Source organism: Helicobacter sp. MIT 00-7814, from assembly GCF_003364115.1.
Lineage (GTDB): Bacteria > Campylobacterota > Campylobacteria > Campylobacterales > Helicobacteraceae > Helicobacter_F.
The window spans coordinates 1-21858 of the sequence record NZ_NXLL01000002.1; the positions used below are offsets into that span (position 1 = coordinate 1).

The 21858-nt window shown below is 36.2% G+C and carries 20 protein-coding genes; 14 read left to right on the forward strand and 6 right to left on the reverse strand.

The window, feature by feature from the left end; genetic code table 11:
- Positions 1-109: 109 nt before the first annotated feature.
- The 6 genes from CQA49_RS00790 to CQA49_RS00815 all read right to left on the reverse strand — a co-directional run bounded on the left by CQA49_RS00790 (position 110) and on the right by CQA49_RS00815 (position 4131).
- Positions 110-1075 (reverse strand): hypothetical protein, encoded by a 966-nt coding sequence (locus tag CQA49_RS00790; RefSeq protein WP_115574069.1) that lies wholly within the window; start codon positions 1073-1075, stop codon positions 110-112.
- Positions 1076-1101: 26 nt separating this feature from the next.
- Complete coding sequence (locus tag CQA49_RS00795) at positions 1102-1653, reverse strand: hypothetical protein (RefSeq protein ID WP_115574070.1); 552 nt, start codon at positions 1651-1653, stop codon at positions 1102-1104.
- Positions 1654-1788: 135 nt separating this feature from the next.
- Positions 1789-2169, reverse strand: a complete 381-nt coding sequence (locus tag CQA49_RS00800) for a hypothetical protein (RefSeq protein ID WP_115574071.1) — start codon at positions 2167-2169, stop codon at positions 1789-1791.
- Positions 2170-2335: 166 nt separating this feature from the next.
- Positions 2336-3265 carry an HD domain-containing protein gene (locus tag CQA49_RS10375; protein ID WP_258864134.1) on the reverse strand — a complete coding sequence of 310 codons (930 nt, stop codon included), beginning with the start codon at positions 3263-3265 and terminating at the stop codon, positions 2336-2338.
- 210 nt (positions 3266-3475) lie between these two features.
- Positions 3476-3691, reverse strand: a complete 216-nt coding sequence (locus CQA49_RS00810) for a hypothetical protein (RefSeq protein ID WP_115574072.1) — start codon at positions 3689-3691, stop codon at positions 3476-3478.
- Entirely contained in the window at positions 3691-4131 is a 441-nt protein-coding gene (locus CQA49_RS00815; RefSeq protein WP_258864135.1) for a hypothetical protein, read from the reverse strand. The genes CQA49_RS00810 and CQA49_RS00815 overlap by 1 nt, the downstream gene beginning before the upstream one ends.
- An 806-nt stretch (positions 4132-4937) precedes the next feature.
- Between CQA49_RS00815 and CQA49_RS00820 the strand changes: the two genes are divergently transcribed.
- The 14 genes from CQA49_RS00820 to CQA49_RS00885 all read left to right on the forward strand — a co-directional run bounded on the left by CQA49_RS00820 (position 4938) and on the right by CQA49_RS00885 (position 21855).
- Complete coding sequence (locus CQA49_RS00820) at positions 4938-5651, forward strand: hypothetical protein (protein WP_115574073.1); 714 nt, start codon at positions 4938-4940, stop codon at positions 5649-5651.
- Entirely contained in the window at positions 5632-6438 is an 807-nt protein-coding gene (locus CQA49_RS00825; RefSeq protein WP_115574074.1) for a hypothetical protein, read from the forward strand. Before CQA49_RS00820 ends, CQA49_RS00825 begins: the two co-directional genes overlap by 20 nt.
- Positions 6439-6606: 168 nt before the next feature.
- Positions 6607-8154: a UvrD-helicase domain-containing protein gene (locus CQA49_RS00830; RefSeq protein WP_115574075.1), complete on the forward strand. Its 1548-nt coding sequence runs from the start codon at positions 6607-6609 to the stop codon at positions 8152-8154.
- Positions 8155-8156: 2 nt separating this feature from the next.
- The gene (locus tag CQA49_RS00835; protein WP_115574076.1) at positions 8157-9767 is read left to right on the forward strand and encodes a TraB/VirB10 family protein; all 1611 of its coding nucleotides are present in this window, start codon (positions 8157-8159) and stop codon (positions 9765-9767) included.
- Positions 9751-9960 (forward strand): hypothetical protein, encoded by a 210-nt coding sequence (locus CQA49_RS00840; RefSeq protein WP_115574077.1) that lies wholly within the window; start codon positions 9751-9753, stop codon positions 9958-9960. The genes CQA49_RS00835 and CQA49_RS00840 overlap by 17 nt, the downstream gene beginning before the upstream one ends.
- Complete coding sequence (locus CQA49_RS00845) at positions 9945-10436, forward strand: hypothetical protein (RefSeq protein ID WP_115574078.1); 492 nt, start codon at positions 9945-9947, stop codon at positions 10434-10436. Before CQA49_RS00840 ends, CQA49_RS00845 begins: the two co-directional genes overlap by 16 nt.
- Before the next feature lie 10 nt (positions 10437-10446).
- Positions 10447-11022: a hypothetical protein gene (locus tag CQA49_RS00850; RefSeq protein ID WP_115574079.1), complete on the forward strand. Its 576-nt coding sequence runs from the start codon at positions 10447-10449 to the stop codon at positions 11020-11022.
- A 9-nt stretch (positions 11023-11031) separates the two neighbouring features.
- Positions 11032-14583, forward strand: coding sequence for an EAL domain-containing protein (locus CQA49_RS00855; RefSeq protein WP_115574080.1), 3552 nt, complete (start codon positions 11032-11034; stop codon positions 14581-14583).
- Entirely contained in the window at positions 14583-16385 is a 1803-nt protein-coding gene (locus CQA49_RS00860; RefSeq protein ID WP_115574081.1) for a type IV secretory system conjugative DNA transfer family protein, read from the forward strand. Before CQA49_RS00855 ends, CQA49_RS00860 begins: the two co-directional genes overlap by 1 nt.
- Before the next feature lie 9 nt (positions 16386-16394).
- On the forward strand, positions 16395-17678 hold the full coding sequence (locus CQA49_RS00865; RefSeq protein ID WP_115574082.1) for a MoxR family ATPase: 1284 nt from the start codon (positions 16395-16397) through the stop codon (positions 17676-17678).
- Positions 17679-17681: 3 nt separating this feature from the next.
- Positions 17682-18827 carry a hypothetical protein gene (locus CQA49_RS00870; protein WP_115574083.1) on the forward strand — a complete coding sequence of 382 codons (1146 nt, stop codon included), beginning with the start codon at positions 17682-17684 and terminating at the stop codon, positions 18825-18827.
- A 17-nt stretch (positions 18828-18844) separates the two neighbouring features.
- Positions 18845-20596 (forward strand): conjugal transfer protein TraH, encoded by a 1752-nt coding sequence (locus CQA49_RS00875; RefSeq protein ID WP_115574084.1) that lies wholly within the window; start codon positions 18845-18847, stop codon positions 20594-20596.
- Entirely contained in the window at positions 20593-21252 is a 660-nt protein-coding gene (locus CQA49_RS00880; RefSeq protein ID WP_115574085.1) for a hypothetical protein, read from the forward strand. The genes CQA49_RS00875 and CQA49_RS00880 overlap by 4 nt, the downstream gene beginning before the upstream one ends.
- A 9-nt stretch (positions 21253-21261) precedes the next feature.
- Positions 21262-21855 carry a hypothetical protein gene (locus CQA49_RS00885; protein WP_115574086.1) on the forward strand — a complete coding sequence of 198 codons (594 nt, stop codon included), beginning with the start codon at positions 21262-21264 and terminating at the stop codon, positions 21853-21855.
- Positions 21856-21858 lie beyond the last annotated feature (3 nt).

A 21858-nucleotide genomic window follows, 5' to 3' on the forward strand; every position in this document is an offset into this window, starting at 1 on the left:
GGAAGTTAGTGTTCCCAACGCGGGCTGAAATCCTTAGAGTTAAAAAACTCCACAAAGAGAATATTGCTTCCAAGAGGGAGCTAAATATTCCCTCTAGGAGGCTTTTTTCTTATTTTTTGTGTGCGATTGTAAGCCAATCACTAAGATCGAAACCTTTCTTGATTGTTCCCTTGTAACCTTTATTGCGCAAGAATGTATTCCATTCTATTGCTCTAACGCTTTTTGCAAGAGGGCTTAATTGCTCCAGTAAAGCACTATTAAAAGATTTTCCAGCTTCATCATTGTCTCCAACAATAACCACTCTCAAGCCCCTAAAATAAGGAAGCTCATCATCTTTAAATAGTGAAGTTGCGCTACCAGGTGTTATAGCTCTTAAGCCATTCCCTGTTGCATTGATTACATCTTTTTCTCCCTCACAAACAAAAACAAGTTTTTCAGGCTCATTTATGAAGTTTTTGAGATCGCAAAGATTAAAAGAGCTTCTAGGACGATCTTGCGTATAACGCAATTTGTCATTACTCTTTAAAAAAGGATTGTATTTCCAAAGTGTGATAATTTTACCTTCCGCATTGCGTATGGGCATAATTAATCTTGCTGGAAACTCTTTCCCATTGTAAGCGCTAGCTGGATTAAAGCCAATATCAAACTTCAAGGCAATTTCTTTGCGTTTTTGAGCAGAAGCAACAGAAGGCATTAAGCCCTTAAGAAGTTCTGAATACGCTTTGAAGTTTTTTTGCCTATGCTCTTTGTATTGAACCAACCATTTTTCACCAATAAAACCGCTTTTTGTCTTTTTCTCCCTTCTTTCGAAGTTTGAAAAATCAATTTCTATAGGCTTATTCAACAACCTCTTAGCTTCATTGATAGCTTCCCCAACATTACAAAAGTTATGAAACTCTTGTAAAAAAGTAACCAAGTCGCCATGAAAGTCGCTACCAAAGTCGTGAATAGAGCCATCTTGGTTGATATAAGCACTAGGTGTTCGTTCTTCGCGAATTGCAAAGTGCCAAGTACGCGTAATGCTATACCCCAAAGATGTTAAAGCGGTTGCCATAGCTTCTCTCGTTGCTTTCATTTCCACTCCTTCAACATTTTAGGCTGTTATGAATTGAAAGGATCTATACCCATATCTTTTAAAATCGCAATAGTGGCGCGATTATAGTTATGGTGTCTCCCTTCTTTTACATCTTGAGCTACTCTGTTCTCTATGTATTCATAAAGATACTCCTCACAATCTAAGTCTGTTACGACTACAATATCATCACTTGTGTAGCTATAAATCTCAGCATTTTTGTAACTAAGTCCATAAGCCAAGCTAAAAAATTCTACAAAGCATATTTGGAAGTGATTTAAGCTTTCGCTCCTAACATACCAAACAAGATTTTGATTAAAATCGTCTGCAAGTTCAGAGAGATCATCACTAGGCAATTCTGCTTCATACATGGATTTAAAGCCATCTTCAAACACAATGCGATATAAGTCATCAGCTAAACTTTCTTGTTTTGCTATGCCTCTATAGAGTGCTTCACGCATAGCGACTTTTACCAACTCTTTGTCGATAAAAAAGTGATATTGAGCTAGATCGCTAAACATCTCCATAAATGCCATAGCACTATCATTAAGTTTGTCTTGATTGATTAGAACTTGGTTCATGTTGTCCTCCTTAATGGACTTTAAAAAACTAAATCCTAGGAGAATAGGTAGAATACACCCCCTGTTGGGGAAATTCTAAAATATTCCCCAACTAGTGGCGGTAAGAAGTTAATAAGCTCTAAAGAGTTAAACCCTTTAGAAAAGTTTGATGATTGCTACAGCTACACTAACTACGGTGATTTGGAAAGCAGACAGCCACTTGATAATGTCAGTTTTTGACTCAGCTATTTCTTGCCTCATTTTGGCAAATTCAGCTTTCATATCAGCCTTTGTAGCAAGCTCATTTCTAAGCTCATCAACTATTTCTTGTTTGAGTTCATTAACGCGAATATTGTTAGAAGATTTTGTGTCATCAACCACAATATTTACAACCTTTATGGTTTCTTCAATAAACTCCTCTTTTTCTTTGTCTGTAGCAAAGTGTTTGTTATCTGTGAATCTTTTTAGAAAGTCATGGATAACTTTTTCTGCTGCGACATTCAAAGAATTAGTTTGTTGCATTGCAACTCCTTTCATTTTATTCTCCTTGTAGTATAGCATATTTAATCCTAGAACAAAACAACCCTTGCGGGAAGTTAGTGTTCCCAACGCGGGCTGAAATCCTTAGAGTTAAAAAACTCCACAAAGAGAATATTGCTTCCAAGAGGGAGCTAAATATTCCCTCTAGGAATTTTTTGAGAAGCTAATTAAAGAGTTCGTTAAACTTACGCAAAAAGCGTAGTTCAACTAGGCTCATGTCATTATCACGAGATTCTTCTTTAATAAGCTTTCTGATTTTTTTACCATAAGGCTTTTGGATTGCAGTCCAATCGTAATTGGTTGTATTCATTAGCTCTAAAGCTTCTGTAACCATTAGTCTTTTATCTGCAGTTTTTATTGCCTCTGGCATAGGTGGAGTTAAGCCAAAAATCTTTGCCATTTGTTCTAGGGCTTTTTCTTCGGCTAATCTATAGTTTTGCATGTGTGGAGAATGTTTAATAGGACTTGGAATATCCATACCTGTTAAGCCTTCATACACTTCGTGCAACAAAGCCCATTTTTGAAGTTCTGGTTGTCCATCAAAGATTTCAACCATAACAAGGCAGTGTTGTGCAACACTATAAAAACGACTTGTTTGTCCCCAGAATCTGCAGATCCTACTTAAAGTTTGAGCGATAACATTGACATCAAAATCGCTTTCTTTGAGATTAAATGGATCAATGAGTTTGCCAGAAGCATTCATAACCAAAGATGGTGTATGATTGACCTCTTCTTCCTCATCGTCTTCATAATCAAGCAAGCATTCTTCGTATGTCAAAATTTTATCATCAAGCACCTTGTCCATATCAAATCCATAATCATCAAAAAAACTATAGCTAATGAGCTGGGTGAGATCTTTGATTGCAAAAACTGAATAGTCTTTTAAATCTTCATTGCCACCATCGCGAACATAGCCAGTTTGTTGATCGTAGAGGAAAATAAAATCTTTTCCACCTCTATTGATTTTATATGGCATAAGCTCCATATACTCAACAATAAGATACGCTTTTTTATCAAGCGGTGGAAGTCTATCTATCTCCTCATTTGATAGGCATATTGCTGTCGCATTTTCGTGTATTTCTTCTCTTGTCATATTGTATCCTTTTTATGCAGTAGCGAAAAATTCGCAAAAACAAGAATAGATACTTTACCTCCCATTTGGAGTAAAAAATAATCTACTCCAACGCAGGGCTAGAAATCTAAGAGTTAAAAAACTCCATAAAAGGATTGTTTTTTCCACAAGGGATAAGCAAAACAAATCCCTTGTTGGAATATTTTAACAAAGACAACAAGCAAAGAAATATTATTCCTTATCTTGCTCTCTTTTCTTCAAGAATGCGACCAATGCTTCATCTAGCCATAAAATAGGCATAGTTAGCACTAATCTCACAAAAAGCAATGGATACATTTCTTCTTTGAAGTTTTTAAAACCATTTTTTTTGATGGTTCTATAAACTAACAATAAAGAAAGCACCAAATACGCCACGGTAATCATTCCTACGATGGTAAAAAACATCATTACAAAATCCCCCTTAATTTAAGTTCTCTCAGCTCTATATCGCTCAATAAATTTTCTTTTCCAAGCATATAGCTTGTTACAAGAACTGCACCAAATCTACCAATTCGCTCAAGCACTATTACAATGCCGCTCTCATCGATAAATTTTTGTGATTTTGGTAAGTGATGTGTGCCAAGTTCAAGGGGTTTTGTTTGTCTGATAGCACGAGAAATCGCGCCAGCAAGCAATTCACTTTCATCTGCAGAGAATCTTTGAACAACTCTCTCTTCAAAATGCGCTGATAGTTTTAAACCATCGCCAACTTGTTTAGAAATCAGATTCTTAACAACAATCTCATTTCCACCTTTTGCTTTTAGCTCTTTTTTAGTGAGAGCTTTAGCCACTTTCTCTATCGCAAGCATTGTAATAGTGCTTACATTTACAAAGTTTGTTTGTAACATTGATTTATCCTTCTATTGACTGTGAGCCACAAAAAAGAAAGATATATCACTATTACCCTCTAAGGGAAATAAGATTATCTCCCTTTAGGGCAAAGTTACAGGCTTTTAATAAGCCACCTTGTGCTGATTACGCATAAAGTTTGTTTTTATGCTTTTCCTTGCGACAATACTTGCTCCTATCACGAACAATTCGTGTTTGCAAAGAGATTTCTCTCCTAAAGTTAGCTTGTATTGCGGCATCTCTCTTAACGATTTTAGACATAGTGTCTCCTTTTTTGTTTTTTTATGAAGTCTAATGAACTCCTGAGAAAGAAAACACTTAATTCCCTAGAGGAAATAAGTAATCTTTTTCCCTCTGAGGAATGCACTAAATTCTGAGTTAAGTTGCTGGGTGTTAATGTATTTTTTCGGACATAGTTATCCTGTAGAAGAGCTAGGCTCTTTTCAAACTCTAAAAGAGTTTCCTTTGATTTAGAAAAGAAATCTAAATCGTTTTAAACTTGCGATGTAGGTTATCCTACGCCCTAATAACAAAACTTTACTTGAGAAAGTAAAATCTCTCTAATTAAAGAGAACAGAAGGTAATCTGCTTGTCTGCAAGGTGGCTTGCTTTTATAGCTCTAGGCTATAGGGTTCTCAAAAAGAAATATTTGTGAGACCGTGCAAATCATCAAATGATGAAATGAAAATAAAATTATGGGGTTATTATAGTTTGGGAAAGTAAATATGTTTTTCATTGACAACAAGAAAGTAAAGATATATAATTTTCACACCCACTTCGTATCACCTACAATAAAGGATTTTTTATGAAAGGGTTTTTTGCTGCCTTTTTTTATAGGCTTAATAATGCTTTAATCCGTATTTGTAATTTAGTTGTTATCAATGCAACTGCTCTTTACTTTGCGGGCAATTACTATCAAAATATGGGCATTGTCCTTATTGCTGTATGGCTTTACCCTATCTTTTATATTGTCAATGGAAAAATCCAAAGAAAATATTATAGGGATAGGACCATACTTACCGATGTTCCAATCTCAGAAAGCTCTTTTGTGCAAAAATATAAAGAAAACAAGCACATTAAGCCTTCTGGTAAAAATAGCATTGGATTTAAAGAGGCTATTTGCACTATAATGGCTCCTCGAAAATACCCAGACTTTCTAGCTAAACTAAGAAAGAGGCAAGAGCTATCCTGCGAGGAGCTAAAAATAAAGATAGGTAAAGGACTCTTGCTTGCAAAAAATATAGCTTATTGTCTTGAGCTTATTTTTTACATTGGCGTATTTTATATGATTTACTGGGGCTTTGCTCATAATGTTGATGTTTTAAGTTTTGCAGATTTTGCAAATAATGATCTTGGAACAAAGATATTTTGGGTTACACCATTGATTTTACTATCCCTTCTTTTAATGGCTTATTCCCAGCGAATGGATTTGCGAGAAAAGATAAAGATTCTAAAATCAATGGAAAACAAAAAACAATCTGTCAAAAAAGGAGAATATGATGAATCAGCAGGAAAATAACTTGGAAAATATTGATTATGGAAAAATCAAGCAAGCAAGAGAAAAGTTCAAGAACAAGCAATTTGGTAGTTTTTTCAAATCAAAAAACACAACAAATGTAGAAGGTGGGTTAAAAAAATACAAAGTGTATCTCTTTGTGCTTTTAGGCTTTATCGTGGGAATCTTTTTTGGGAAAGCAAGCAGTGTTAATACAGAACAGATCCAAGAAGCAGCTTTAACTCCACCGCAAGAAGTTGTACAGGAAGCCCAGAAAGCAGAGCTAGATAAAATCAAAGAGCTTGAGGCTAAATTAGGTGCATACAAGTTGATTTTGAGCGAAAATGATGCGGCTGTTTTGCTTCAAAGAAAATTAGCATCTATCAAAAGAAGCGTGGCAGATGCTAGAAATCAAATCAGTACAGGTTCTATTGTAACAGAAAATCCGAGCTTGCATAGTGAATTGCTAAAAACAATCGAGGAGGACGCAAGAAAACAGGTTTCTCAGTATGAGAAAGCTTTGTCGGTGATAACTGGCACTACTTACCCATCTAGCAATTATGCCCCCACAAAGCACGAGGAGCAAGTTCAGCAGTATGCGCCACAGCAGCCTATGACATCACAACAGCCTCAATTGCAACCCCAAGCACAGAGGGAATATACACCAGAAACAAATACTATATCAACCCCACAACAAGACGATTCGTATGTTGTAGAGGATAATATATTTGCTAGTGATAAAAATACACAGGAAAATGTTACTCAACAAGGTAATACAGAACCAGTAGATGAGCTACCACTTCCCTTTTAAATAAGAAAATTGATACCCCCTGAAAAGCCCTAAAATACGCAAAAATTGTAATATTACAATTTTTTTGCAATATTTGCCTACTTTAGGGGACTACAGAGGATATTTGCTGTCCCTTATTTTGCACTTTTTGAAAATGAAGTGTTTCAAACAAGGGCTATCTTTCAACCTATGCTAGGGCGTTACAGCGATTTTTTTTGCACCCCTCAAAAAAAGCACGATAATTTAGAGGAAAATAAGAGGAGTTTTTTCTTGGAATTAACACAAGAACAAAGAGAAATAGTAGAGAGTAAAAGTAGAATTGTCCTTGTGAATGCTTATGCTGGAACAGGCAAAACTTCAACACTTGTTGAATACTGCAAGGCTAGAAAAGACAAGAAAATGCTTTACCTAGCATACAACTCCTCTATGGCTAAAGAAGCTAGGAAAAAATTCTCTGGACTTAAAAATGTTTTTTGCACCACTATCCATTCCTTGGCTTATTCTAAGTTGGGCGATGAAATTAAAGCTTATAAAAAACGAATAGGCAAAGCTAGTCTAACCGCTGTAGATACTCATAAATACTTCCTAAACACAAAATACCCATACTTCTTTGGGAATCTATTATTAAAGCTGTTAAAAAAGTTTATTAACTCGGAATATACCATAGAAGAGGTGCTAAAGCAGTGCAATGATGAAGAAAGAAAAATTGCAGATTATTTACCTAAATTATGGGCAGATATTCTCACGAATGAGGATATGCCATTTGAGCATGATTTTTATCTTAAACTTTATCAATTGTCTCGCCCAGATTTATCTGAGTTTGAATATATCCTTGTTGATGAAGCTCAAGATCTAAATCCAGTTATGTATGATATTGTTTATAAACAAACTGCTATCAGGGTATTTATTGGGGATACCTATCAAAAAATATATGGCTTCAGAAATTGTATCAACGCCCTTGAGCTGCTAAAAGATAACCCAGCCTCAGAAATATTTTTCCTAACGCAAACCTTTAGATGCCCCTCCTATATAGTTAAAGATGCAAACCCTTATTTATTTTTACTTAAAGCGCAAAAACCTTTAGTTGGGAAAGAGATCTTATTTGATAAGAATGTGTTGCAAAAGGCTCACAAAGAATGTATAATATGCAGAACAAACGCGAGAGTGTTTGATTATGTTGTTTCCAATTCACACATTAAATTCCATTTTGTTGGTGGCACAGAAGGCTACAACTTTAACGATATTTTAGATATTGCGCTGTTACATTCCAAAAATTTAGAGTATAGACGGTTCATAAAGAACAAGTTTTATGCCAATTTTATGGATCACAAAGAACTCGCGCTGCATATCAAAGAATCTAATGATGTCGAAGCAAAAACTCGATTGATGATCTTTTATAAATATTGCAAGGTATGTAACCTTTTTAAAACCATCAAGGGAATAAAACAATATTCTGTTTCCGAAGCTGATTTTATTATTACTTCTGCCCATAAAAGCAAAGGGCTTGAGTGGGATTATGTAAGAATAGAAGATGATTTTTACAGCATTAAAGAGCGTTATAAAGAAGCAATGGAAAAGCCAAATTTTCCACTCCCTATCAAGGTTCCTAAAGAGGAGTTAAATTTGTTGTATGTCGCAATTACTAGAGCCAAAAAATATGTGGATATTCCAGAGCAATATTTGGTGGGCAATGAAATGTCAGAAATATCTAAAGCTATTATACTTGTAGAGGAATAAAAATGGACAAAAAGAAAAAGCAAAACATTTTTTCAGCAATCATGGACGGGTTAAAAACCAAAACAGGTTCTGCCTTAGATGATATGGATTCTAGAGATAAGATTAGGCAAAGCTTTAAGGAATCTAGAAACAAAAAAATCATTATCTTCGTTGTTGCAGCTATTGTAATCTTTATAATCCTAGTGTTAATTAGTGCATTTAATAGCTACAAAGACAGCCAAAGAGAATATGCTGCTAAAGAAGAGAGAAAAAGCGTTGATATACAAACTGATAACTTTGCGATTTGGCAAGCAGGAGCTGAACAGCGAATGAATGACATAGAAACGCAATCTAAGCAGAATTTCACAAAACAAGGATTAGCTATAGATGATATTAAAAGCAGCCTTCAAGATTTATCTGATGTTTTAATTGAGGGATTTAGGGAAAACAAAAGTGCCATTGCAAACCTTAATAAAAGCATTGAAAACATAGAAAAATCTACAAATGAAAAGATAAATACGATAGACAAAGAAGTTAAGGGACAGAAAAATATTATAGATGCTATCAAAGAGGAAATCATCAAGTATGCTGAACAGGGTAGTGATGAGCTTAAAAACCAAATAAAAGAGCTAGAAAATAAACTTGCAGCAACTCCTAATGTGCCTCCAACAAACACTCAACCCCAACAGGGAGAAAACACAAATACAGCTCAAAATGAAAATAAAGTAGGATTCCCAACTTCAGATGAAAACAATGAACCTGTTACGCTTGGTGTGTCATCAGATGGAGATGCAATACAACTGCAAGCTAGCGGGCGTGTTACTCGCAAAATAAAGCTTACCGTCGACAACAAGGAACCTGATACAAGCGGTGATGATAGACCAATTGATGAAAAAGAGGTTACCTTTAATATCTTGCTTGGCATAAGCAAGGGAATCATTCTTAATGGTGCTGATGCTAGTATTCTTGGTTTTGGGAGACAAGAGGAAGCTCCAGTTGCTATATCTTTACTTAGCAAAGTAAGCATAGCTAATGGCGAGTATAGTAACCTCAAAGATTGTTTGCTTTTAGGTAGTGCAATTGGCAGCATGACAACAGAAAGAGCGCAAATTAGGCTTGAGAAAATTAGCTGTATATTCACAAACCTAGAGGGTGATAAATTCCTTGCAGAAGGACAAGTTAAGGGTTGGGTAACTGATGAAAATGGACAGCTTGGGGTTTCTGGCGGGCTAATTACGCAAGAAGGGCGCATTATTAGATCTGCCCTTCCTTTAGCAGCAATACAAACAGCACTTGATTATGTAACCAGAAGTGCAACAAATGTGGTTATTCCAACTGGATCAGCTACTGGATATTCAAACTTCAATGCTGCATTTGGGACAGGTAGCTCAAATGCAGCAAACAGCACGCTTGGAAAGATAACTCAAATCTATGAAAGAATGATACAAGCACAAGTACCTGTCATCAACTTTAAAGCTGGCAGAGAGGTGGCTGTGCTGTTTCAGGGTGGAGAGAAAATTACCCTTATCCCATACAAGGACCAAGGACTTGGAAATGAATTCAATAGCGATGACATAGGACTTGGGGACGAAAAATACACTTATCAGGAGGATAAAAATGCGTTTATGGAATAAAGCTGTTTTAGCAACTATTTTGTTGGCTATTGCATTAAGTGGGTGTTCAATAGGTAGAAGCAAAAGTTTCTGCGAATCAGAAGGCTGTAACTATAAGGAAGCTGGTGTTTGTGGGAGCGCGTATGACATATTTGCTGATCGCTCAGGAAGTATAGATAGAGCTTATAAAGGTATTGCATGCAAAAACAAATAATTTTAGCTGTTCTCTTGTTGTTAGGTTTAAGTGCCTGCTCATCAAAGAAAGAAGTTATTATTGTTAATCAACAAGACTATGTCTCTCGCTACAAGCCTATAATCGGCAGCAGAAACAATGATGCTAGAACTGTGATTGATTTTGGTGTTGTCGCTAAACTTTGGGTTGCACCATACAAAGACCAGCATGGTGTTTTAGTGGCTGGACATGATATTTATGTTTGGCTTGAAAGACCAGATTTTATACCAGGATCTGCTGTCCCGAGTGTTCCTGCTAGCGGTAAGAGTATCCCTACACAAACAAGCTCTTTGCCATTTAGCCTTTCGCCAAATGAAATTGATAGAAGTGATCTTAGCAACGATGCCAATATTCAACAATATGTCAATGATACACGCTCTGTACCTACAGAAAAGATTATGGACAGGATAGAAGCAAAAAACAAAGCTGATGAAGAGAAAGCTAAAAAGAAAAAGTAAGGAGTAATATATGAAAAAAGCCATTATCACTAGTTTAATGCTATCGCTACTCGCAGGAAGTTTGCAGGCTTCTCCACAAAACATCGCCAATATGTCAGACATAAAGGAGGTAATTCAAATTCTGCTAACCCATAAAAAGCAAGCCGAGGACAAGCTTCTTATCATAGAGCAACGCATAAAATCAATCTCAGACATGAACAAAGACAACTATGACTTAAATGAAGCTCAAAGTGCTGCTCAGGCATTGCTTAAAGAGGACATGAATAAATTAGGCGATGAATTATCCAAAATACAGGCTGCAATACTAGAGCTTGATCCAGAAAATAAAACGCTTAATACCAATAAAAGTGATGATGTTTTATTAAAAACCTACACAACGCAAAAAGAATTTACTGATTTTAAAAACCTTATGCTTGGTGATGTTGCAAAACTCAGAAAAGAGCAAGCTAAGACTAAGGAGGAGATACTTAATCAAAACAATAAGGCATCTTCAGCTGCATTGGAGCTTCTGGAGAGAAGGCTCTATGAGCTAGAAAAGAAGTTTGAAAATTGCGGATGCTCGATTCCAGAATCTGAGATGAAGTAGGGAAAATAAATGGTTATTTTAAGTATTATCGCAGTTATTGTCTTATTCTTTTTCTACATTAGAAAACCAAAAAGACTGCAAAAAGTTATGCCCATACTCAGAAGGATATGGGAATGGCTCGTGCCTTTTGAATGGGAACAAAAACAACTAGGACTTACAAAAAGCGTTATTAAAGCCCTTAATGACACAAGTAGTATCTCAAGAATGCTTTTGTTACATTCTTACGAACACAAAGCAGAAGGTTATGGAATATACAATCTCTCCACAGGGCGAAGGGCTATTGGATTTAAAATAACACCACCACCTTTTGTTACGGAAAATGTGATTAATCTTGTTAAATCAACACTTAAAACAATCACAGTAAAAGATACTGCTGTTCAAATTATGACTTACGCCTCTAATGATATTTCTGAATATCTTGATGGCATTGAAACATCATGTCAATGTGATACAAATGTCTCTAGTATCTCTAGCCTTAAAACAATGAGAGATGATCGTATTCAGAAGCTCAAAAAATGGGCTAATGACACAATGCTTAGTAATGGTGCTGATTTTAGGGCAAGAAATCTTATTTCTATGGTTATTTTTATATTTCCAAAAGACACCTCTATTCCTACCATTAAAACTGCCTACAAGCAAATTGAAGGGATATTAACAGATTTAAATCCAGAAGCATTAAGCCCCAAGCTTGTGGCTTCAATTTATGGTGAAATTTTAAAAGAGGATTCTTCGCTATCAGATTACGATATTCATCAAAGAATGAATACGCAGCTGGCAAAAGGTGCGCATATAAGAATTAATGCAAATAATAGCCTTATAGAAATAGGCAAAAAAACCTACGCTAAGGTTTTGACAACAAATAAATATCCTGTGCATACTTTCCCTATTAATGTGCAAGATGCCTTTTTTCCAATAGATGGTGAATATCAAAACCCTTTGCCTTGTAGATTTTTAACTTCACTTACAATACACATGGAGAATCCAGAAAAATTGAAAGAAAGGATACTAAAGCGCGCTCGCGCAAATGTAAAAAATGAAGCTAAAATGCCAGCAGGCACAGCAACAATGTTCCCAAAAACACAAAAAACTATCGATGAATCAAAAGAAATAATTCAATATATCGAAGAGGATAACGAATCCATTTATGAGGGCATGTACTCTCTTACTATTTTTGAAAATAGCGAGGAAAAGTTAGATCAAGCCATTGGTAGGATTAAAACTAAATTTAGTGGTATAGATTTTGGAGGCTGGGATATAGGTGAAGAGGATTTTGGAATTATTGCTCTTCAAATATTGCTATGGAGTTTGCCTTTCCAGTTTGATAATGAAACCAAACGCTGGCTTAATAGATACAACCTCATGTTTTCTAGCAATATATCAGCAATCGTTCCGCTAATTGGTAGCTTTAAGGGAATTGGTTCGCCTATACTAAGATTTTTCTCTAGGAGTGGGCAGGTTGTAGGATTAGATTTGTGGCGTAGCGATTCAAACTACAATGCTTGTATTATCGGACCATCTGGAACAGGTAAATCATTCCTTTCAAACTCTATTCAAGCTTCAAATGCACAAGCTGGCGTAAGAAGCATTATCTTTGATATAGGGCGCAGTTATTTGCCTCTTTGCAATGAGATAGGCGGGGAATTTACACATTTTGCTGATACAAACCCAGATGGAACGCCAAACAAAAAATGTCTTAATTTCTTTACAAATATCGTTACAACAAAAACTCCAGCCGATAGCTTTCAAGGAGAAAGCATTACGGTAGGATATGAAACATTCCCGCTAATGGAACTAACAAAAGATGGTATGGTTGAGAGTATCCACGAGGATTCTTTTTCTTCTATTCTTATCATTGTTGGCGCAATGTGTGGCGTGGATTTAAGCATTAAAAACAATATGGACAACACAGAGCGAACAGCACAGATAGCTTCTCTTTTGGAGTCGGCAATCAGGGTAGCCTTTTTTAGGAGAAAAAGAGAAGCTGGAATGCGTGATGTAGGCGAAGCTCTAAAAAATTTTATGCGTGAAGCAGAAGTGCGAAGGCATAATGATATTGTTCTTCTTTTACAAGACATGGTGATTGCCCTAGAGCCTTATATTGCCGAGGGTGGTAAATTCTATTCGTACTACAATGGTGCATACAATATCAATGTGAAAAATGATTTCTTTGTTGTTGAGCTTGAGGAACTAACCCAAAAAGGCGTTTTGTATTATATTGTGTTTATGTCCATGCTTGAACGAGCGGCTCAAGAGATGTATTTTACAGAAGGCAAAAGAAAAAGCGTTGTTATAGATGAAGCTGCGCCAATTTTGGGTAGCACTATGTTTGCTAAATATCTTGATGACTTTGCAAGAAGGATTAGAAAATATAATGGCTCTCTTACAATTATCACTCAAAACCCAGAGGACTTTTTAGCAAATTCCAATTCAAAGGCTATATGGAGCAATACCACACATAAATTTATCCTTGAGCTTAATACTGCAAAAGTTGAGAAAAACTTTGCAAAAGATGGGCTTTTTTATGGTTATAGTGAATTTACAAAAAGGCAAATGGCTTCGGTTAAAAATCGCGCACCGCAATATTCTGAACTTCTCTACATTTATGCAGATAAACTCTCTGAAGTTTTACTCTTAAAGGCAACACCACAAGAAGCTGCAATGTTTACAACAAACCCTGAAGAGAAAAATATGAAAAGGGCATTCCAAAAAGAGTATGGCTTAACACCACAAGAATCCACAAGAATGCTCGGATATACAAAAGAAGGGCTTGAAATCAAGGAAATATTGCAACGCCTAAAAGAAGGCGATAGAAGCTATACGACCAAATATTGGGTGGAAAAAATCAGGACAGCTATAAACAAAGATCTCATTATCCCGCAATCACAGCTTGTCCTTGATGAAAACAAAGATCCAGTGTTTTATGAGACATATTTATGTATTCAAGACGAAGCAACAAAAGAACTCTATACACTTAAAGATTTCGGAGAAGTAGCAAGAGAACAAGATCTTATGCCTTTGCTAAATAAAAAATTTATAGAAAAAGCTGTTGAATTTTATCGACCCAGAGAAACTATGTTTTCCTTCAATATTTCTATGGAAGACATATCCTTGCAGTATTGCGATATGTTGAAAGACATTGCTGACAACTTTGCTCCGTATATCTTTTTAGAGATTCCAGCAGGCGTGCTTAGTGAAAAAGGTACGAGGAAAAAAACAATGGAATTTTGTAAAAAAGCAAAAGAGTATGGTTTTATGATAACTATAGATCATCTAACTTTGGAAAATTTTTCTCTTGGTTTTATCAAAGAAATTTCTCCAGAACTTATAAAGATTGATGGCGAGCTTATTCTTGCTATCCAAAACAATGAGGAAAAGATTAAAGAATTAGAAGTATTCCCTATTATAGCCAAAGCCCTTGGATTTAAGGTTGCAGCAGTGCATGTAGAAAATGAGGAGCTTTTTGAAGTAGCACAACGATTGGGATTTGAATTTTACCAAGGACACTACATCAATGTTCCGACAACGATGATTGATAACCTTATTTTGGAGGAGGCAGAATAATGTTTTTTTCATCTCTGGAAGATAAGATAATCAATAATGACAAAGAACTGAAACGCGCAAGAAAAGAGTTTAAGGAAATGAAACACAAAGGAAGTGTGTTTAAATTTCAAATTAAAAAAATGTCCTCAAAGCTCAATGCTCTCGAGCGCAAGCAGTATGATGTCGAAACAAAATACATACTAAAAAATATAAAACGCGGTGTCTATTTGGGTGTTGGAGTCAATTTGGAAACTTTTGATAAAAAAGCTATAATTCTGCCGTGGGAAGATTGGATTAACCACTCCATTATTTATGGCACTACCCGTATGGGTAAAACCAAAATGATGTTGAACATTATCCGACAAAACCTTCTGCATGGGGACAATGTAATTATCAATGACCCAAAGGGAGGCATAGACCACGAAATACTCAACCAGCTTGTGTTATTCCTAAGGGAATCTGATAGATTAGATGAGCTGATTTACATTAACCCTGTGTATCCGAATGCAACAGAATACTTCAACCCAATTTATGGATTGGGCGATGATGATATTGCCTCCTTGCTTTCGACTATCCTTTACCCAAATGCACAAGGAGATGCAGCCTTTTATTCTGGTTATGCCTTTGCTATTTTAAAAACGCTTCTTTACTCATTGCGTTTTTTAGAAACAGCTATGGATCCAACAGGAGCTAGCGTTGCTGCCTTAGAGAAAAAAGAGCAAGAGAAGTATTTGCGCATTAAGAAACTCCGTGGCAAAGAACTTTTGAATTTTGACATAGAAAACAACTTGGCTAACCCTGATGTTGCTGAAAGAATATTTTCGGATATGACATACACAGAGTTAGATAACAAAAATGCTTTCAACAGGACATTCGTAACATTTAAAGACATTTTGCATTATTTGTCTTGGGGGAGAATGGAAGATTTGCAAAGCACAATAACTTCTGTTGTTGTTGATGAGCCAAGACTTATTGTTATGAAAGATGAAGTCTTATCCTTGTTTGAAAAGCTAATGGAGATACCAAAAGAACACCACGCTAAAGTTGCGCTTTCTTTAACGAACTTTATTTCTGATGTTGCAAATGGATTATTGGGAGCTATGTTTTGCACTGTGAGAATAAATCCTTTATTGGCGAGGCTTTCTGACCCAAAAAGAGGATTTGCGATGCTTATACACCCATCTCCATTGAAATTTAAAAAAGTTGCTGAAACCGTGAATAAAATCTTTATGAAAATGATTGAATCTGCGTATGGTGTTGTCTCAGTTACTGGGCGAAAACTTAATCATCGCAGACTTTATGCTCATTTAGATGAAGGAGAGAGTTCTTTATATCCAGGAATAGAATCTGTGCTTAACAAATTGGCTGGACTTGGCTTTACTCTTAATATATACACCCAGTCTATTGCGGACTTGGAATCTAAATTGGGTAAAACTATTGCCAAGGTATCCCAAGATTCACTTAACACTTATTTTGTGTTTAAAATGAATGATACAGATTCTATAGATACGATTAAAGATATGTTTGGTGAGACTTCTGTTACAAGTACAAATATTGTGCATGGCAACGGAGAAGCAAGGATTAACTTTTCAGCAAACATTCAGTCCCTTGTAACAACAAAGTCTCTTTCAAACTTAAGACCAGCGGAGTGTTTTTTGAAAAACTTAGATAGGAGATACCAAATTTCTTGTGCTTTTGTCCCAGATGTAGATCAAACTCAGGGGGTTATTGTTATGGACGAGATCGAAGTTGAACGCACATTTAGTCGTTTAGTGGCATTAGATACCAAATTTGGTTTGCATGCCAACACACAGCCAGCATAAGGAGAATACATGCTTTTTAAAGAGAGAGTATTGCAGGCTATAGGCGAACTCGAAACAAAACTTATTGAGCGCGAGGAGCTTATTAGGCTTACATTACTTTGTATTTTTGCCAAACACCACATGTTTCTAATAGGAAAACCAGGGGTTGGTAAAACCTATGCGATACAAATTATTAGCAAGATAATTAGTGATGGCTCATATTGGGAAATCCTGATGACAAAAGAAACACAAGAAAAACAACTTGTTGGGACCGAAGATACTCCAAGAGAGCAAACACTTTTGGTGCATCCATTTATATTTTTTGATGAGATGTTTAAGGCTACCGATGAGCTTTTGGTTGCGCTTTTGGCTTTATTGAATGAGAGGCGATGGACAATCGGAGGGAAAGGCGTTCCTGTCCCCTTAAATTCCTTATTTTCTGCCTCTAATGAGTTGCCTTTTGGTGAAAAGATTGAACCATTTTCAGACAGGATTCTAGTGTGGTATGAAGTCCAACGCATTAAGAGTAGAGAAAACAAAGAAAATTATGTAAGGGCTAAATTTAATAGAAGCAAGGAAAGCACGGTATCTTTTACTATGGCGGATATTGATAAGGTTCAAGAACTTGCTAGCAAGGTAGAAATAAATGATGAAGTGCTTGATTATTATTTGAGGTTGCAATCAGAAATACTTACCTACGGTATTAAAGCCAGCGATAGAAAGTTTGGACCAGATTTTATCGTCAAATCACTAAAAGTAGCTGCTGTTTTAAATGATAGAGATGCTTTAAACCTCTCAGATCTCTTGCTGCTACGACACATGAGCTGGACAACTTATGATGAGAGAACAAAGGTTGCAGAGGTTGTAAATAATATTATTTTTGGTAATGAAAATAACATTAGCGGAAGCATTATTAAGGCAAAAACTGCATTTAAAGAGCTTTTTGCTCAATATGATGCACGCTGTTTTAATTTCGTAAATTTTCGAATAGACTACAACACCAATATCTTTAATGAATGCTTGAACTATTGTCAAGAGTTTCAGCAAAATGCCTCTGAGGTGCATCAATACATAATGGACATATTTGCCCATTATGAGCATTCAAAGGAGGTGCTACAACAAGCAAATGACAATATCCTAATTTGCGAGGTAAGAAATTTCCCTTTTACGGAAACTATTATCGCTGCAATGGAGGATATTCGCTACGAAGTAGAGATTGAGCTTAAAAAGATTAATGATTTCTTGAGGCTTTATAGCGATTCTTATCAGTATCAACAAAATCTCTACGCACAAAAAATCACACCAAAGGAGTAATGTATGAACAAAAAGTTTTTAATTTGTAGCCTCGCTGCATGTGCCTGTCTTTTTGCTGCACCACAAGAAGCAAAAGACAGCAGGACTGGGTGGATTAACTATGAACAAAATAGTTCTCCACAACAAGGACAAAAGACAGAGAAACAGCTTTTAGAGGATATTCTCAAGGAACAAAAGAAACAAACACAGATTCAAGAAAAAATGTTAGAAATTATGCTTGTTACTAATGACTTGCCTAGAGAAGTCGTTGTCAATGGTAAAAAGTGTCTTTCTAACTCTTCTGAAGAATGCTTTGTTATGCCTATCATAGGAGATGGTGCAAGAATCCCTGTAATGAAGCAATGGCTAGAAAATCCAACCGTAGAAAATGCGCTTGCATACTACAAATGGCAGTCAAAATATCTCAACCATATCTTTAATGTTGGTTATTCGCTAGAGTTTGCTTCAAAAAGCACGGAGAATCCTTTTGCCAATGTTCCTAGTCATCTCTCCGATGGAACAAACTCTGCAGCTACACAACGAGAAAAGCTCGCAAAAGAGGTTATCTCCAGCAAATACGCCAAAAATATGGAGATCTCAATTCTCATCGGTAGAAATTTTGGATTTGATACTGAATACACAACATACCTCTTTAGAGCCTATGATGACTTTAAGGCTATGGGGATTAAAACTAGGTTTATATTTGAAAATCAAGAGAGCCTAAATACTTTTGCAGAGTTTCATAAAAAAGCCCTAAACCCTATGCTTAGAGATAAGTGGGCAAGCATTCCAAAAGAATCTAAGGTTATATCACCAAACACCTTTAGAGACAACAAGATAGATGTCCACATGACACCCATGTTTATTCTACGCTACAACGACATTGCTAATTCTAAGGCATTTAGTCAAATTATAGGTGTTGGTAGAGAAAGACCTGAAGATATGCAACGCTCTGTAAATAAAGCCCTTATCCTCTTTGGTGTTGTAAAACCTACTGAGTTTAGTGGAACAAAGGCTCAAAAATATCGAGCTGAGGAGATGATAAGAGAAGTTCAAGGAAGAACCTTTATCAATGATGAAGAAGGCAAGCGTATGGCTCCAGCATTTATCGAAATGATTGAGAGAGGGGCTAAAAATTCGCAAGTGCAACAAAAAAGCACTAATAAATAAAAGAAAGGAGATAGGTTATGAAACGATTAATCGCATTAGTGCTGTCATGTAGCATGATTACAAGCAGTTTGCACGCTAGCTTTTGGGACGGGCTTATGAAGGGCTGGCAAAATTCGCCAATGGGTGCTGTTGTGGATTTTGCTGATGATGGGAGTGCTGGCTCTAACTTTGCTAATGTTACCAACCCGCAAAAAGGTGGAAGCGGAGCGTATTATGGTGGAAGTGTAAATTTTACTTTCAATGTTCAAGGCACGCAATATGCACCATGGATGGACTTTCAACCACCAAGCATGAAATTTGATTGCAATGGCTTCTCTCTTGATGGTGGATTTATAAAATTTTTAGGGCTTGAAGATATAGGACAACAACTTGGCTCTGCAAGCGGTGCGCTAGTTTATGGACTTCTTATAGGACTTGTAAATTCAGTCCCTTCAATTGAGCATGTATTCTCAAAAATCAAAGAAATGATTGCCCAAATACAAAATGCCCTAAGGAATGCTTGTAACTTTGGTAAGCAACTCACAAAAGATACAAGCTTTGCACGAGGAATAGGCACTGTTGGTAAAGGTGTGGTAGAAGCTGCAGAAGGTGCAGAAAAATATTTGGTTGATGAACCAACTAAATGGATTAATAATGCAAAAGAAAAAATTATGGGAAAAACTGGTAGTGCTACTGGAGCAAGCCAAGAAGATGCTTCTAAAGAAGGTGTAGCTGCTTATGAGTTACTTTTTAAGACTAGAGGATTTGCTGGACTCATACTAACACCAGAGCTTCTTCCTGCATCTTTAATTGAAAATAAGGGATATGTTGGAATTTCATCTAAATTTGTTGAAGGCAAAACAAATGCAGAAAAGATGTATCTTCTTATAAGGGCAATTTTTGGAGAATATGAAGTTGCTCCTCAAAACCTAGATGCGTTTTTTGTTTCCATCAATGGTGCTATGGGAGAATCCATTGCGGAATATGTAGCGACAGGAAAGGTTTCAAATGAAAAAGTGGCTGAAGTAATGGCAGGAGAGAGTTATGCGATGACTAAGGGTGATAATCCAACCTTTGGAGGAAATTCATTTACATACAATTATGAATATCCAGCAAAGGAAGCAAAAGACCTCTTAAAGAAACTGCTTCGCGGAGACAATGGAAAGATAGAGGTAAAAACGGCTAATGTCTGGTATGGAGCAGCGAAACCTTCTTCTGGCAAAAGAATATTCACCCTTGTTATTCCAGGTAGATTAGGACAGCAAAACCCAAAAACTACCACAATCCAATGGAAGGGCTTAGAAAAGGAAAGTAGAGATCTTATTGAGTGCTATGTCAATGCCTTGGTAAATGGATCTGCTCCAAACTGCACTTCAACTAATGGGATAAGTTTGTTGGTGCCAGGGTATCCTGACATACTACAAACGGTTGTAACGCTTAAACTTGAGGGAAAACATAGCTCGAAAAAAAGTGCGCCAGAAAAAGGGACTAAATTGGCTCAGGCAGAAAATATTATAAATAGACTTGCTGAGGCAAATGCGTATTATTTTGCTGAATATTTCTTGTCATACCTTGAAAATCTGATTGTGGTAGGAAATAGCAATAATAACTCAGATAAATCTCAAAAAATAGAGATGTATGAGAACATGAAAAAAACTATCGATAAATACAGACAAGAGATAGCAAAGCAAATCATTGATCACTCAAAAGTTTCTGATGGGCTTAAAAAGGTTATCGATGACATTATTCAAACAATGCAAAAAGATACAGCTAGAAAGGTTTCAAAATGAGAGTAGTCATTTTATGCCTTGCGCTCTTAAGCTTGGGTTACTGCAACCCGAGCAACTTTAAAGCCCAGCTGAACCAAGATTTTGCTTTCATTCAACAAAATATAGGTGGCGATTCCTTATTGATTGAGGCAACATATTATGAAATTGGGGACCCAGAAAATGGTATAGAGCCAGATCTTCTTCGTTCTTTGAAGGCTTATGGAAAGCTCTATCAAAGCAAAAACCCTGTCGCTTCTTATAAGTTAGGAATGCTTGCGTGGATGTACCAAGAGAATAAAAATTCCGTAGAAAAAAACATCATCAATGAGCTTAAAAAAATTGATGGGCTTAATCCAGAGAAGTATCTAAAAAATGGTTCTGAGTGGAACAAGGAAGTAAGATACGAGGAAATCTCCAATCTCAATAGGATTGCTTATGGAATCTACCTTTTTTCTCAAAACAAATACAATGAAAGTATTAAAGTTCTAAACTCGCAATATGTCTCAGAGCGATCTCTAGCGCAACTTTATATAGCGTTTAACTATTTGCAGTTAAAAAGAACAGATTTGGCTGATTTTTATCTCAATAAGGCGTGCAACAATCCACAAATAGACAATAGCGTTTTTGAGTTTTGCGCGAACTCTGCTAGTTTGAATAGAGAAAATATAGATTGGTAGTAGCCTATGATGAAAATCTTATTTGCGCTTCCTTTTTTGTTTTATTGCCATGCTTTTGCTGAGTGCCAAATACACGATGATGTGCTATTTGGCATTGCAACAATAGAGGGACACCCAAAAAGAGATTTAGGGTATCCATACATCATAAGCTTCAATAAAAAGAGTGATATTTATAAGCTCACCGAAGATGACAGGTGGTTTTCTATAGATTCTAGAACTATTGATTGCCTTGATACTGATAGGTGTTTAGCGGTGTATTCTGAAATTAGAGATTTGGGCATTAAAGACATAGATTTAGGTGCATTCCAAATTAACCCTAGATTTTGGCAATACAACCCAGAAGAGTATTTTGATTTTGAAAAGAGCAAGCAAAGAGCTTGTGAGATTCTTACAAAAATCAAAGATCGGCATGGTTGGAGCTGGGAGAGTATAGCCAAATACCATTCAAAGAAAAAAGAGAACAACCTTGCGTATCAAAAACGACTTAAGGCTTATTGGGAGAAATCCCAAGCAGAAGCCAAGGTTAAAGAAGCAGAAAGGTTGGCATTAAAAGACAAGCCACTTAAGCGCGTTGTGCTAAAACTTACAATCAACGAGGAGTAATAT

Excerpts from the sequence above, each read along its gene's own strand:
- CQA49_RS00790 (WP_115574069.1), bottom strand. The coding sequence starts at position 1,075 with ATGAAAGCAACGAGAGAAGCTATGGCAACCGCTTTAACATCTTTGGGG.
- CQA49_RS00795 (WP_115574070.1), bottom strand. The coding sequence starts at position 1,653 with ATGAACCAAGTTCTAATCAATCAAGACAAACTTAATGATAGTGCTATG.
- CQA49_RS00800 (WP_115574071.1), bottom strand. The coding sequence starts at position 2,169 with ATGAAAGGAGTTGCAATGCAACAAACTAATTCTTTGAATGTCGCAGCA.
- CQA49_RS10375 (WP_258864134.1), bottom strand. The coding sequence starts at position 3,265 with ATGACAAGAGAAGAAATACACGAAAATGCGACAGCAATATGCCTATCA.
- CQA49_RS00810 (WP_115574072.1), bottom strand. The coding sequence starts at position 3,691 with ATGATGTTTTTTACCATCGTAGGAATGATTACCGTGGCGTATTTGGTG.
- CQA49_RS00815 (WP_258864135.1), bottom strand. The coding sequence starts at position 4,131 with ATGTTACAAACAAACTTTGTAAATGTAAGCACTATTACAATGCTTGCG.
- CQA49_RS00820 (WP_115574073.1), top strand. The coding sequence starts at position 4,938 with ATGAAAGGGTTTTTTGCTGCCTTTTTTTATAGGCTTAATAATGCTTTA.
- CQA49_RS00825 (WP_115574074.1), top strand. The coding sequence starts at position 5,632 with ATGAATCAGCAGGAAAATAACTTGGAAAATATTGATTATGGAAAAATC.
- CQA49_RS00830 (WP_115574075.1), top strand. The coding sequence starts at position 6,607 with ATGCTAGGGCGTTACAGCGATTTTTTTTGCACCCCTCAAAAAAAGCAC.
- CQA49_RS00835 (WP_115574076.1), top strand. The coding sequence starts at position 8,157 with ATGGACAAAAAGAAAAAGCAAAACATTTTTTCAGCAATCATGGACGGG.
- CQA49_RS00840 (WP_115574077.1), top strand. The coding sequence starts at position 9,751 with ATGCGTTTATGGAATAAAGCTGTTTTAGCAACTATTTTGTTGGCTATT.
- CQA49_RS00845 (WP_115574078.1), top strand. The coding sequence starts at position 9,945 with ATGCAAAAACAAATAATTTTAGCTGTTCTCTTGTTGTTAGGTTTAAGT.
- CQA49_RS00850 (WP_115574079.1), top strand. The coding sequence starts at position 10,447 with ATGAAAAAAGCCATTATCACTAGTTTAATGCTATCGCTACTCGCAGGA.
- CQA49_RS00855 (WP_115574080.1), top strand. The coding sequence starts at position 11,032 with ATGGTTATTTTAAGTATTATCGCAGTTATTGTCTTATTCTTTTTCTAC.
- CQA49_RS00860 (WP_115574081.1), top strand. The coding sequence starts at position 14,583 with ATGTTTTTTTCATCTCTGGAAGATAAGATAATCAATAATGACAAAGAA.
- CQA49_RS00865 (WP_115574082.1), top strand. The coding sequence starts at position 16,395 with ATGCTTTTTAAAGAGAGAGTATTGCAGGCTATAGGCGAACTCGAAACA.
- CQA49_RS00870 (WP_115574083.1), top strand. The coding sequence starts at position 17,682 with ATGAACAAAAAGTTTTTAATTTGTAGCCTCGCTGCATGTGCCTGTCTT.
- CQA49_RS00875 (WP_115574084.1), top strand. The coding sequence starts at position 18,845 with ATGAAACGATTAATCGCATTAGTGCTGTCATGTAGCATGATTACAAGC.
- CQA49_RS00880 (WP_115574085.1), top strand. The coding sequence starts at position 20,593 with ATGAGAGTAGTCATTTTATGCCTTGCGCTCTTAAGCTTGGGTTACTGC.
- CQA49_RS00885 (WP_115574086.1), top strand. The coding sequence starts at position 21,262 with ATGAAAATCTTATTTGCGCTTCCTTTTTTGTTTTATTGCCATGCTTTT.